Source organism: Streptomyces sp. ISL-98 (assembly GCF_018614055.1).
Lineage (GTDB): Bacteria > Actinomycetota > Actinomycetes > Streptomycetales > Streptomycetaceae > Streptomyces > Streptomyces spiramyceticus.
Map to the genome: position 1 here is coordinate 51,094 of NZ_JAGGPB010000025.1, position 12,563 is coordinate 63,656.

The following is a 12,563-nucleotide window of genomic DNA, read 5'->3' on the forward strand; positions in this document are numbered from 1 at the left end:
CTCCGCGGCGGGACGTCAGCCGAGCCAGGACCGGCGTACGGGCTGACGCCGCGAGCGCACGTAGGCCATGCCGAAGCCGATCAGCAGCACGCTCACAGCCCCCGACAGTGCCGAGACGAGCATCACCGTGTTGTCGTCCCACGACCCAGTGATGGGGGATAGTCCGCCCGTCAGGCCCGTGGCATCCGTCTTGGTGCCTGCCTCCGCCGCCTTCTTGCCGTCGGAACCGGAGGTGGGCAGGGCGACGTACGGGAAGCTACTGCCGAACTCCTTGTCGTTGGCGTCGACCGCGTCACCCAGGTCGTTCTTCGAGCCGACGAGCTCGCCCTCGACGGCTTGCAGCGCGATGTCCAGCACGTCGTCCGTCAGACGTCGTCCGTTCGGGAAGCCCGCATTGTCGCCGTCCAGCACACCCAGCCGCTTGGGCTCCGCGACCGGCTTGATCGAGGTGTTGAGGCGCAGCATCTCCGACGGTGTGACATTCGGCGGCTGGTTGACGTCCTTGACACCGGTCAGGAACACCGAGACGAGGTCGTTGCGCGGCTCGGCCGGAGCCTTGATTTTGTAGATGCCCTCGATGAGTTTGGGCAGCTCCGGTTCGGTGACGTTCTTCAGGAAGTCCCCGTCGTTCTCGGGCGAGGACGCGTTGAACTTGTCCTTGTCCTTGACCGGGTTGACGACCTCGTTGACCAGCGGCATGCCGAGCCGCGACACCCGCGTCCAGGCGCCGGAGGCGGTCTTGCGCTCCGTCGTCGCATAGATGCCGACGACCGGCTGTTTCTCCGACTCGCGAATGTACGAGTTCGGCACCTGCAGGGCGATGGTGTTGACGTTGTAGCCCTTGAGTGTGTCGTTCCCGACCTCCGACAGATCACCGCCGTACAGCAGGTCGAAGACCCGCAGATCGAGGAAGAACGGGTCGTCGGCCTGACCGGCGAAGGCCTTGAGCCCACCGGGGACCTTCTGCACCGCCTGGTCGCGCAGCTTCTGGTAGTCGGGCATCGACGCCTTGCCGACGTTCGACGGGGCGACCGGAAGGCTCTTCGCGACCTTGTGCCGTGAGACGACCTTCTCGTGCTCCAGCCGCAGCAGCTCGATGTCGTACGTCTGTGTGAAGTTGAGGTCCGGGTCGTCCAGGCTCTCCACCGCCCCCGTGTTGTAGAGGAAGGTGTTTTCGTTCTTGCGGTGGTCCTTGAACGTGAACCGGTACAGCAGGTCGTCCTGGGCGTCACCGTCGCTGTCGATGTGGATGTCGTAGCGCGCGTCGTTGGCGAAGGTGTAGAAGTTGGGGCCGCCCGCCGGCTCCTGGAACGGCAGCCAGTTCGCCACCAGAGTCGTCGAGTCGTGATGGTCCGGGCTGACGAACGCGTACACATCCGTATTGTCGAACTGGGGCTGCCCCGAGATCAGGGGGGCTTCCCGGTGGCTGGAGGCGGTCGCCGTCTGCGGCTCCAGCACGGCCACGCCGGCAGCTGCGAGTCCTCCGCCGGCCAACGCACCACAGACGAGCAGAGCGACGCTCCCGCGACTCCGCCAAGTCCACACGCTTCTGGTGATTGCGGTCATCTCGTCCGTCCTTCATCCGTCATCTCGTCCGTACCGGCTTGCTTGTACGTCCAGTACGTGCGCGGCACCCGTCTTGTTCGGTCTCGAGCGCTGAAAGATCGCACCTACGTGTTTCGAGCCGGCCGTACGGGACCTGGAGGAGATGGAACACTCGCTGGTGACCCCGCTGGTGAGGGCCAGTACTGCAGCGGTGTCTCGGCAGGTCAGAAGAAGTGGATGGGGCGCATCCCAGGTATGGATGAACGCTACGGCAGCCGCTTTCGTATCAGCAGGCGTGCTGCGCGGCGGCCACATGCGCCAGTTGCCCGGCCCTGCAGCAGCAGAGCCGGGCAACCAGTGATCAGTGGGTCAGCGCCCGAGCAGCCGCTTTACCTTCTTGCCCTTGGCGGACTCGTCCAGCGTCTTCCACAGCTTGGCTGAGCCGGTGTAGGTGTAGACGCCCGGAGCCCCTTGCTCCGCGCAGCCGTCTCCGTACGACACGACGCCGATCTGGTAGACGCCCTGGCGGCCGGGAAGTTTACGGAACAGCGGACCGCCGCTGTCGCCCTGGCACGAGTCCTTGCCCTCGACGCCCGCGCAGACGTTGACCCGCTTGTCGTAGCCGGGATAGGTCGCCTTGCACTCGATGTGCGAGAGCACCGGTACGTTCACCGCGCGCAGCCGGTCCGGGAACGACGGGATCTCGGTGTTGGTGTTACCCCAGCCGGCGACGGTGGCCGAGGCACCGGGGCGGATCAGAGCGTCGGTCCCCTGGGTCGGCAGCACTACCGGAGCGATGCCTGTGACCGGCTTGTCCAGCACCAGCAACGCCATGTCGTACGCCTCTTGGCCGTTGGCGTAGCGGGGGTGCACGACGATCTCGGACACGTTGCGCAGGGAGCCCTGCCTTTTGTCCGACAGCACGGTACGGCCGACCGTCAGCTCGATGGTCTTGGCCTTGGTGCCTTCGACGCAGTGCGCGGCAGTCATCACGACATCCTGGGACAACAGGCTGCCGCCGCAGAACTGCCGGTCCACCGGGCTGCCGTTGCCCTTGTTCAGCAGCGCGGTCATGAACGGGTAGGAACCGTTGGGCTTCTCAACGCCACCGATGATGTAGGCGCCGGGCCGGCCCCCGTCCTTCGCCACCGGGGCCGCCTGGGCCGTACCTGCGGCCGATATGGAAAGGCTGAGAGCCACGCCCGCCGCCATACCGGCGGCGGTTATCTGCCTCGACTGGAGGCGCAAGAATGGAATTCGCATGGGGGGTTGTCTCCGATTCGTGAAATGACACCGCGGCAGCACGCATGCCTAATCGACGAGCCGAAGGAGCTCGTCAATGAGCTTGCGCACGCGAGGTGTTGGGACGCCGACTCACATTAGAAGCACCTGTGTGAGCACGTCAAAGGTGCGAGCGCAATTCCACGGTTGAAGGCTGCCATTCCGCCGCCTTGCGCATTACCCACTCCGTCTCTCAGACGGAAAAAGAGCGGGCCAGGTTCACTCGCCCGCGGGATTTCTTCTGCAGACGCGGTCTTGGGGGCCCAGCACGGTCCAGCGCCCGCTCCCCATGGTCGGCACAACGACCAACTCACCATGCAGGCCATGGCCTTAGCGCCGCGTATGGCCATCGCTCGCCGCTCTCCCAGGCCGTTCGCCCTCGCTGCACTCGCGGGCGCTCCATAGACCAGCTCTGCCGACGGGTGCCGCCGCATGGACGTCCATGGCAGGATGCTCCGTCATGTCAACTGACGTGCACCTTGGGCGGCTTGTCGGCAATCTCCGCTGCCTTGGCGTGAACAGGGCAATCCCGCTCCGGGTTCGGGTGGCCATCCGCCGCCGCGAGCACCTACGGCTATGGCTGCCCCTCTTCGCAGTCAGGGCTGCCCTCTCTATCGCCTTCATCGTTTCCATGGTTGCCCTGGTCATTGACACTGGATCCGACCCCGGCGCTATCAATAATCCCGGACCTCCTGGGTCTCTCAGTCATCCTGGTCCCGACACCGGAACTATGAACAATGGCGGGCCTCCTGGACCTCCTGGACCCGGCCCGGGGGCTATCAATGATCCTGGACGCTCGCAGGAGTACCCGCGGTCGCTGTGGATCTCTTACGGAGACGCGGCTACGGCCGTGGTGGCCTTCGGTGCGATCTGCGGGGGGTCTCCATTCTGTCGGCCCTGAGGGAGTGCCTGTCCCCGCCCTACGGCTGGTGGGTACGCGTGGAATGGCTGCGCGCGGCACGCCGGTACGCACTGGTCATGGAGATCGCCCAGGCAATCTCGGCGTGCGCCGCTGCCTACGCGGCGGGCGGCGAGCAGCAGGGCCCTGCGCTGCGCCGGGCCTCCCGGCGCCTCGGGGCCGTCACTCGGGGACTACGGGCCGCCCACAGACACCGCAGCTCTGTTCCTCGGCTGTCGCACCGCCGCAAGGCGCTCCGGGCACACGAGCGTCAGGTCGTCGCAGTCCTGCGCAATGCGGAGTGGCGGCTGGACAGCGAGCCACAGCAAGCGCTCCGAGAACTGGGGGACCTGCTCCTGACGATCGCGGACCGGTACTGCCAGGCTCGGATCGGGGCACTCCTGAACCCCGAACAGATGAATGGCGTAGCACCGGTCCCCGACCGGGACGCGCTCCGGATCATCGCCGCAACCGTCCTGGGAGTCGGCGCTGCTGTTGCTGTCCCGCTGCTGGGCCTGCCGGAGAGTACGGAACCGATCATGAAGGCCGGATGCATCGTGATCGCATTCACCCTCGTGTGGGGGAATCGTATTCGCCAGGCACTCGACGTGATTGGCATCCTCCGTGGCCCCTGACATGCCGCAGTGGATGGAGGGCTGATGAGCCAATCCACCTCGTCTCAAACGCGTGTGCTCGATATGAGCGCCTGGTCGTCGAGCCCAGCGGCGCCGAACGGATCGCTACGACCGTGCAGGAGAACGCCGTTGACCCGGCCGACGCCAAGGACGCGACAGCCGTAACACCCTCACCGCCGCCCTGCCCGCCCAGTTCACGTGCACCGGAGACGCGTGGAGGCCCAACTGGCGGCACGGCTGCGGCATGCCCGACCACTCTCGGTGGGCGGTCGGCGTCGCTCGCGGCGCCGCATTTCTTGTGTCCCGACTCTTGTGGGTGACCACAGGACCCAATAGAAAGGAAAGGTTCCTAACCATCAGGCCCGTCGGCCCTGACATTCCGCCTGGCGCGCGCTGTCGTCCCTGCCGGACCCAGTTGCGTCAGCGCTCGACCCAGGCGAGGAAGCGGAGAGTCACATGCCAATTCCCTCTCTGAGGTGGCGTTTCCCACCACCTCGGCGGCGCCACCGCCGCAGGGGACTCAGGATGACGCTGGCGATGGCGCTCGCGGCCGTCCCGGCCGTGGTGGTCCTGAGTGTCGGCCAGGCTGCGGAGGCGGCCGGTCTAGACGATCCGGCGAAGAAGGAGATCGCCATGCAGTTGGTCTCCAGCGCCGAGAACTCGTCTCTGGACTGGCGCGAAGAGTACGACTACATAGAGGACATCAAGGACGGGCGCGGTTACACGGCCGGGATCGTCGGCTTCTGCTCCGGCACGCATGACATGCTCGAACTCGTCGAGTACTACACCGACCAAGTGCCGGACAATCCGCTCGCCGAGTACCTGCCCGCCCTGCGCGAGGTCGACGGCAGCGACTCCCACGAGGGGCTGGACCCCGGCTTCACCGACGCCTGGAAGCAGGCCGCGCACACCCCTGAGTTCCGGGCCGCGCAGGAACACGAGCGCGACCGCGTCTACTTCGGGCCGTCCGTGTCCCGGGCCAAGAGCGACGGCCTGCATGAGCTCGGGCAGTTCACGTACTACGACGCCATCGTCATGCACGGCCAGGAGGGTTTCGACTCGATCCGCGCCGATGCCCGCAGCAATGCCGACACCCCGGCCGACGGCGGGGACGAGACCGAGTATCTGCACGCGTTCCTCGATGCGCGTGTGGAGGAGATGAAAAAGGAGGCGGCGCACGAGGACACCAGCCGGGTCGACACCGCCCAGCGAGTCTTCCTGGACAACGGCAACCTCCACCTCGACACGCCATTGACCTGGCACGTCTACGGCGACGAGTTCCGCATAGCGGTTGATCCGACCCCGAATCCGGATCCGTCCGGACCGGGCGGTGGTGAACAGCAGTTGATCTCGCGGGGCAAGCCGGCATCTTCGTCCTCCAACGAGGACTCGTCCCTGACGCCGGACAAGGCGTTCGACGGCAGCACCTCAACCCGTTGGGCCAGCGCCGAGGGTTCCGACCCGCAGTGGATCCGCGTCGACCTCGGCGCCGGGGCCACCGTCTCGAAGGTGAAGCTGACCTGGGAGGCCGCCTACGCGACCGGCTACCGGATCGAGATCTCGGCAGACGGCTCCAGCTGGACCCGCCTGGCGAACGAGACGTCCGGTAACGGCGGCACGGACGAGTGGACCGGCCTGACCGGCAACGGCCGCTATCTGCGGGTGTACGGCACCACGCGCGGTACCGATTACGGCTACTCGCTCTTCGAGGCCGAGGTCTACGGCACCACCGGCTCCGGCCAGGATCCAGATCCGGATCCGACCCACCCGCCGGACCCGGTGGGCGCGTTCACCGTGGTGGGCGCGGGTGACATCGCCGCTCAGTGCAACCGGGGTGACGCAGGCTGCCAGCACTTCAAGACCGCCGACCGGGCGATGGCCATTGATCCGGCGTTCTACATCACGATGGGCGACAACCAGTACGACGACGCCCACATCGAGGACTTCACGAACTACTACGACAAGTCCTGGGGACGCTTCAAGGACAAGACCCACCCCGTGCCCGGCAACCACGAGTCCTACGACGACTGGGAAAACAGGGACGAGAAAGCTTATCGGGAGTACTTCGGGGCCCGGGCCACCCCAAAGGGCAAGATGTGGTACTCGTACGACCGCGGCAACTGGCACTTCGTCGCATTGAACTCCAACCGTTTCGACGAGAAGGAGCAGATCGACTGGCTCAGGGCCGATCTCACCGCCAACAGCAAGAAATGCGTGGCCGCTTACTGGCACGAGCCACTGTTCAGCTCGGGCAGCCACGGCAACGTCCCGGTCAGCAAACCCGTCTGGAAGCTCCTCGAAGGCGCCGACGCAGAGCTGGTGCTCAGCGGACACGACCACCACTACGAGCGGTTCGCACCGCAGACAAGTGACGGTGCGGCCGATCCGAACGGCATCGTCCAGATCCTCGGCGGGGCGGGCGGCAAGGACCTCTACGGCGAGGGCGACACGATCCAGGAGAACAGCGCGAAGCGGATCTGGGACAAGTTCGGTGTGGTGAAGCTCGACTTCACCGACACCGGATTCAGGTCGCAGTTCGTCGAGACCGACGGAACCGTCCTCGACACCAGCCCCACCTACTCCTGCCACTGATCCGCAGCCACCAGCATCCGCCGGTGTGTCCGCGTCCTGCCACGGGCGCAGTGGGCACACCGGTGGACGCGCACCAGGAGCACCCATGTACCTCTCCGCCGGCAGGGGCAGCCCACCTCGGACGCCTGCGTCCCGCGCCTCCGAACGATCCTCCCGCCGTGCGCGCGTGTCCTCCACGGTCATCGCGCTCGGTGCGGTCAGCCTGGTCACCGACGTCTCCTCCGAGATGGTCACCGCCGTCCTTCCGCTCTACCTCGTTCTCGGCCTGGGGCTCAGCCCACTCCAGTTCGGCTTCCTCGACGGGCTCTACAACGGCGTCACCGCGTTCGTGCGGCTCGCGGGCGGGCACGCCGCGGACCGCTGGCGGCGCCACAAGCTGGTCGCCGGATCGGGCTACGCGCTGTCCGCCGTCTGCAAGTTGGGCCTGCTGCTCGCGGGCAGTTCCACCCCGGCCCTGTCCGCCGCGCTGGCCGCCGACCGCATGGGCAAGGGCGTGAGGACGGCCCCTCGTGATGCGCTGATCTCCACCAGCTGCGACGAGCGCGATCTCGGCCGCGCCTTCGGCGTGCACCGCGCGATGGACACAACAGGCGCCTTGCTCGGTCCGCTCGTGGCGTTCGCCCTGCTGTGGGTGACGGCGGACGCGTACGACGCCGTCTTCGTCGTCAGCTTCTGCTTCGGCGTGCTCGGCGTCCTGCTTCTGTTCGCGTTCGTGCCGGGCCGTGAGTCCCGACCGGCCCCGGCGGGCAGGACGGCCACCCTGAGGTCGACCCTTCGCCTGCTGGCCGCCCCAGCCTTTCGCCGCATCCTGACCGCGGCCACCCTTCTCGGCCTGGTGTCCGTCGGTGACGGCTTCCTCTACCTCGTCCTGCAGAAACGACTCGACCTGGACACCGGCTACTTCCCCCTCCTCCCGCTGGGCAGTGCGGCCGTCTATCTACTGCTCGCCGTACCGCTCGGCCGGGCCGCCGACCGAATCGGCCGGCGCGTCCCGTACCTGCTGGGGCATCTGGCATTGCTGGGCACGTATCTCATGCTGTTCTCCTCAGCCGCCGGCTGGACGCTGGTCCTTTCCGTACTGATCCTGCACGGCACGTTCTATGCGGCAACGGACGGCGTACTCATGGCACTTGGCGGTCCGGTGATTCCCGAGGAGCAGCGTGCGGGCGGGCTGGCGCTACTGCAGTCCGGTCAGGCCATCGGCCGCCTGCTCGCCTCCGTCCTGTTCGGCGCCGCATGGACGGTGTGGAGCATGCACGCCGCCCTTGCGCTGGCCTGCGCCGCCCTGGCCGCCGCCCTGTTGATCACCTTCCTGCTGCTGACCGCCACCCTCCCGGAGCCCCGATGAGTCCCGCCCTGTCCCTGCATGCCCGTGTCACAGCCGTGGCCGTCACCGCCGCCCTGCTGGCTACGATCGCCGTGGTGTACACCGTCCGCGCCGCCGACCGGAACGAGTCCGCAGCACCCAAATCCTCGACCATCACCCTCGACAACACTCCCGGCCTGTACCTGCGTACGACCAAGGGCACGATCGGCGCGCAGAGTGAGGAGGGACGCAAGGTAACCGGCCTGTCGTGCCGACGCTTCTACGCCAGTGGCAGCAGCGCCGTCTGCCTCGCCACCAAACCAGGCATCCCGCCCAGGACGCAGGCAGTGATCCTCGACCGCTCACTGCAGCCGAAGCGGACGGTCACCTTCGGCGGAACCCCCAACCGGGCCCGGGTCTCCCCCTCCGGACGGATGATCTCCTGGACGGTCTTCGTCAGCGGCGACTCGTACGCCGGCTCTTCGTTCTCCACGCGCAGCGGCATCCTCGACACCAGGACCGGCTACCTGATCAAGAACATGGAGACCATCCAGCTCTCGATGGACAAGAAGCGCTACAGCGCACCCGATGTCAACTACTGGGGCATCACCTTCGGCCGAGACGACAACCGCTTCTACGCGACCGTGTCGACCCGCGGCAAGACCTACCTGGTCGAGGGCGACATGAAGAAGTGGACGGCCCGCACCTTGCGCGAGAACGTCGAGTGCCCCTCCCTCTCACCCGACGGCACCCGCATCGCCTACAAGAAACGCGTCCGTGCGGGCGCCCAGAATCCCTGGCAGCTGCATGTCCTCGACTTGAAGACGATGCGCGACACCCCGCTGACCGAGACGCGCAGCGTCGACGACCAGGCCGCGTGGCTGGACGACACGACGGTCGCCTACGCTCTTCCGGCCGCTGCGAAGGGTTCCTCGGACGTCTGGTCCGTTCCGGCTGACGGCACGGGCGAGCCGGATCTCGCCGCCCGCGGCGCGTCCTCGCCCAGCCTGGTCCCGACCGGCACTCGATGAGGCGGCGCAGCCGTCTCTGCGACCTGCTTCACGGAACGGCCTGGCGAAACACCGCCAAGCCGTTGCCCGCCACTGCCACTACCAACGGGTGTCATCCCGGCGGCCCGCTCGACGTTCAAGGCCGTGGTCCGCCTCACGGTGGCGCGAGATCGTGACCGGTTCAGTGTGCGGAGTACTCCACGGCGGCAGCGACATCGCTGAGGTCCTTCGCCACGGCCTTGGCCACCGCCTTGGCTCCGAGGGGGCCAAGGAGCTTGGCGAGCAGACCGGCGAAGCCTCCGGGTGGTACTGCGGCAAAGGTCATCCGCACGCTGGTGGCATCCGGCCCGCCGGGGGACAGAGCGAACTCCGAGACGTAGTGAGTACCCTGCGAATCGGCCTCGACCACGTATCGGGAGGGCGGTTCGCACGCCGTGACGCGCATCTCCTCGGTCGCTTCCTTGCCGAACATCCGTCGGGTCTCGCGCCAGCGGGTGCCCACGGCGAACGGGCCCTCGGTGAGGACCTCGACCCGGTCCACACCACTGAGCACCGACGGCATGCCGTCGAGATCGGTGAGTGCCTCCCACACCCGCTCGGCAGACGCGGCGATCCGCCGCTCGACGACGATTTTCGTATCACCCATGGCGACCTCCTGCTCTCTATAAGAGCAGGAACCTCCGACATCCGAGTTGCAACCGCCACGACGCGCCCAGATATCGATGCCCGGCAGCATCAGGTGAGGCCACCGCCCGGCATCGTCTCGACGCAAATTCCCTCCGCGCAGAATGAGAACCACCTCTATTGGGTGACGTATGGCCGTGCCGAGATGGGGTGGAATTGTCTGCGGTAACGATGCGTGCGCGACCGATAATTTTGGTGGCCCCAGGTCCTCTTGGTCCGTGCCCCTGACAGGCGCGGTTCAGAACGGCCCGGCTTCGTTATGCGATGGCTCTGGCCGGCGGCAACAGAAAGACGCTGGGTTTCTCTTACTCAACTACCTGGGAGGTACATGTGCCGGTCCTCATCCTCTTTCGGTGGAAGGGCGATCCTGACCAGCTGATCGCTGCGTATGACAAGGAGCTCCGGCATCCCAGCCCCAGAGAGCAGCCGCGCCGGATCTCGCACACATGCGCAAAGACCCGCGATGGCATGGTGGTCGTCGACGTGTGGGAATCCGAGGAAGACTTCCGCGCGATGATGGAAAATCCCGCGTTCCAACAGAACCTCCGCGAGGCTGGGACACCGAAGCCCGACAGTGTTGAAGTTCTGCCCGTTCATGCGTCGATTCCGTGAGGAACGCTCCCAGGCGTCGGCGACCAGGTCCCGCTGCCGCGTCGAACCGGTAGGAGTCGTTACCGCTCTCGACGAGTGTGCAGCGGTAGGCGATCCGGTCGGTGATGGCCGTGCAGAGCCGGGGGGGGCGGCGAAGGTCTTGTCCCACTCGGCGAACGGTAAGTGCAGCCGACCGGATCACCGGCGACCTCGACCCGCACCTGGCGCTGCAGCCGCGGCGACGGGACCGGCGGGACACCGTGCTGATCGTGGACGGCACCATGATTCCCACCCGGGACCACATCCTCGCCGAGCAGTCCAAGAACTGCTGCGAGTCCGGCGCGAAAGCAGCGGTCGGAAACTACCGACTGCGGGCCCGGCACCGGCTGCAGGAGCCGCAGGGCGACGTCACCGGGTCTCGGATGAAAGCTGCCCTCGGCACACGATCGCGCGAAGGCCGCCTACACCGCCGGTGAACAGCTAAGACCCGCCCCAAGTCCGACCCTCGTTCGAAGCTCGAAGACAAGCAACAAGCTCATCATCGGTGCCACCGGACTCACCTGCGCCAAGCCCCGCGAAGAACTCCTGAAGCTCAAGCTCAGGGTGCGACGGGCAGCTGGCGCTTGTGCTCGGTGAGGCGATAGCGGCGGACGATCGACTGAAAGGCCGGCTCGCCCACGGGCTTGCCCTCCAGGAAGTCGTCGATCTCGTCGTACGTCACCCCGAGGGCGTCCTCGTCGGGCTTGCCGGGATCGAGCGTCTCCAGGTCCGCCGTCGGGGTCTTCCACACCAGCTTGGCCGGGGCACCCAGCGTCTGCGCCACGGCCCGCACCCGGCGCTTGGTCAGCCCCGTCAGCGGTACGACATCGGCCGCGCCGTCTCCGTACTTCGTGAAGAACCCCGAGACCGCCTCGGCCGCGTGGTCGGTGCCCACGACCAGACCGTCGTGCGCGCCCGCGACCGCGTACTGCGCGATCATCCGCTGCCGGGCCTTGATGTTGCCCTGCACGAAGTCCTGATGGTGCGCGTCCCGGAAGGTCACCCCACCGGCCAGCGAAGCAGCCAGCGAGGCATCGCTCGCGGACTTCACGTCCACGGTCAGGACCCGATCGGCGTTGATGAAGCCCAAGGCGAGCTGAGCGTCCTTCTCGTCCGCCTGGACCCCGTACGGCAGACGCATGGCATAGAAGGTCGCGTCGTGCCCGGCGGTACGGGCCCGCTCCACCGCGAGCTGGCACAGCCGCCCCGCGGTCGTGGAATCCACACCACCGCTGATACCGAGAACCAGCGACCGCAGCCCCGTCGAGGTCAGCCGCTCGGCGAGGAAGGCCACCCGGCGCTCGATCTCCAGTTCCGGGTCGAAACTCTCGGACACCTGGAGATCGCGGGCGATCTCCTGCTGCAGGGTGCTGGACGCCGGGTCGGTCACGGCTGCTCCTTGTGGTCGGTCGTGGTGACAAGAGCGGAGGGCAGAGGGACTCCGCGCTCCCGACTCTATGCCGCGCGACGACCAGGCCCGCGGACAGGGGTGGGCCGGACGATGCACCTTCCCGAATGATCAACAGACCGGAAGGCGTCGGGCAGTCCCGAGCTGCAGCTGGGACCAGGAGGCACGCCCGTACAGCCGCCAGCCGGCTCCGACGGTTCCCTCACCACGGGACGGCTGGACCTGCTCCCGCCACGTCGAGCACGCCGAGGAGATCGCGACAGTAATCTCCGACCCTGAGCTGCACACCTTCCCCGCGGCACTCCGGACACGCCGCAAGCCCTGGGCTCGCAATACCAGCGGATGACCGCGGGCACAGCTCGTTGAGAATGCGGGCCCAGGTGCCGTCAATCTGCCAGTGCCGGAAGACCGAGTACGCGGTCCCCACGGCCCGTACCGCTCGGGCGCGTCGCGCCACAGTGACCCCGGGTCCGGGGCCGCCCCCCAGATCCCGTCGAAGACCTGCCGACGGACCCAGGGCCGTCCGCCCATCCTCGGCACCGCGATCCGCTCGCCTGAGGCAGGAGGGCCCCGT

9 protein-coding genes and 2 pseudogenes are annotated in these 12,563 nt (G+C 67.1%); 7 read left to right on the forward strand and 4 right to left on the reverse strand.

Annotated features, from left to right (window positions below; all coding sequences use genetic code 11):
* Nucleotides 1-15: 15 nt before the first annotated feature.
* Nucleotides 16-1,566, reverse strand: a complete 1,551-nt coding sequence (locus tag J7I98_RS17605) for a DUF4331 domain-containing protein (RefSeq protein ID WP_214921673.1) — start codon at nt 1,564-1,566, stop codon at nt 16-18.
* Between the two features lie 348 nt (nt 1,567-1,914).
* Nucleotides 1,915-2,808, reverse strand: coding sequence for a trypsin-like serine protease (locus J7I98_RS17610; RefSeq protein WP_214921674.1), 894 nt, complete (start codon nt 2,806-2,808; stop codon nt 1,915-1,917).
* 957 nt (nt 2,809-3,765) lie between these two features.
* Between J7I98_RS17610 and J7I98_RS17615 the strand changes: the two genes are divergently transcribed.
* The 5 genes and pseudogenes from J7I98_RS17615 (at nt 3,766) to J7I98_RS17630 (ending at nt 9,288) form a co-directional block, all read left to right on the forward strand.
* Nucleotides 3,766-4,359, forward strand: coding sequence for a hypothetical protein (locus J7I98_RS17615; RefSeq protein WP_214921675.1), 594 nt, complete (start codon nt 3,766-3,768; stop codon nt 4,357-4,359).
* Between the two features lie 456 nt (nt 4,360-4,815).
* Nucleotides 4,816-5,646 (forward strand): annotated as a pseudogene (locus J7I98_RS41040) (chitosanase); the annotation flags it as partial.
* 57 nt (nt 5,647-5,703) lie between these two features.
* On the forward strand, nt 5,704-6,951 hold the full coding sequence (locus J7I98_RS41045) for a discoidin domain-containing protein (RefSeq protein WP_251020815.1): 1,248 nt from the start codon (nt 5,704-5,706) through the stop codon (nt 6,949-6,951).
* Nucleotides 6,952-7,036: 85 nt separating this feature from the next.
* Nucleotides 7,037-8,299 (forward strand): MFS transporter, encoded by a 1,263-nt coding sequence (locus tag J7I98_RS17625; protein WP_214921676.1) that lies wholly within the window; start codon nt 7,037-7,039, stop codon nt 8,297-8,299.
* Nucleotides 8,296-9,288 (forward strand): PD40 domain-containing protein, encoded by a 993-nt coding sequence (locus tag J7I98_RS17630; RefSeq protein WP_214921677.1) that lies wholly within the window; start codon nt 8,296-8,298, stop codon nt 9,286-9,288. Before J7I98_RS17625 ends, J7I98_RS17630 begins: the two co-directional genes overlap by 4 nt.
* Nucleotides 9,289-9,448: 160 nt before the next feature.
* On the opposite strand, the gene J7I98_RS17635 is transcribed toward J7I98_RS17630, so the two are convergent.
* Nucleotides 9,449-9,913 (reverse strand): SRPBCC family protein, encoded by a 465-nt coding sequence (locus J7I98_RS17635; protein WP_214921678.1) that lies wholly within the window; start codon nt 9,911-9,913, stop codon nt 9,449-9,451.
* Nucleotides 9,914-10,215: 302 nt separating this feature from the next.
* On the opposite strand from J7I98_RS17635, the gene J7I98_RS17640 reads away from it, so the two are divergent.
* Entirely contained in the window at nt 10,216-10,563 is a 348-nt protein-coding gene (locus tag J7I98_RS17640) for a hypothetical protein (protein ID WP_214921679.1), read from the forward strand.
* Between the two features lie 161 nt (nt 10,564-10,724).
* Nucleotides 10,725-10,868, forward strand: a pseudogene (locus J7I98_RS17645) (IS5/IS1182 family transposase); the annotation flags it as partial.
* A 272-nt stretch (nt 10,869-11,140) separates the two neighbouring features.
* Here J7I98_RS17645 and nadE read toward each other — a convergent pair.
* Entirely contained in the window at nt 11,141-11,971 is an 831-nt protein-coding gene (gene nadE / locus J7I98_RS17650; protein WP_214921680.1) for an ammonia-dependent NAD(+) synthetase, read from the reverse strand.
* Nucleotides 11,972-12,563: the final 592 nt, after the last annotated feature.

Coding starts and splice junctions, on each gene's coding strand:
- J7I98_RS17625 (WP_214921676.1), top strand. CDS start 7,037: ATGTACCTCTCCGCCGGCAGGGGCAGCCCACCTCGGACGCCTGCGTCC.
- J7I98_RS17630 (WP_214921677.1), top strand. CDS start 8,296: ATGAGTCCCGCCCTGTCCCTGCATGCCCGTGTCACAGCCGTGGCCGTC.
- J7I98_RS17640 (WP_214921679.1), top strand. CDS start 10,216: ATGGCTCTGGCCGGCGGCAACAGAAAGACGCTGGGTTTCTCTTACTCA.
- J7I98_RS17635 (WP_214921678.1), bottom strand. CDS start 9,913: ATGGGTGATACGAAAATCGTCGTCGAGCGGCGGATCGCCGCGTCTGCC.
- J7I98_RS17610 (WP_214921674.1), bottom strand. CDS start 2,808: ATGCGAATTCCATTCTTGCGCCTCCAGTCGAGGCAGATAACCGCCGCC.
- J7I98_RS17605 (WP_214921673.1), bottom strand. CDS start 1,566: ATGACCGCAATCACCAGAAGCGTGTGGACTTGGCGGAGTCGCGGGAGC.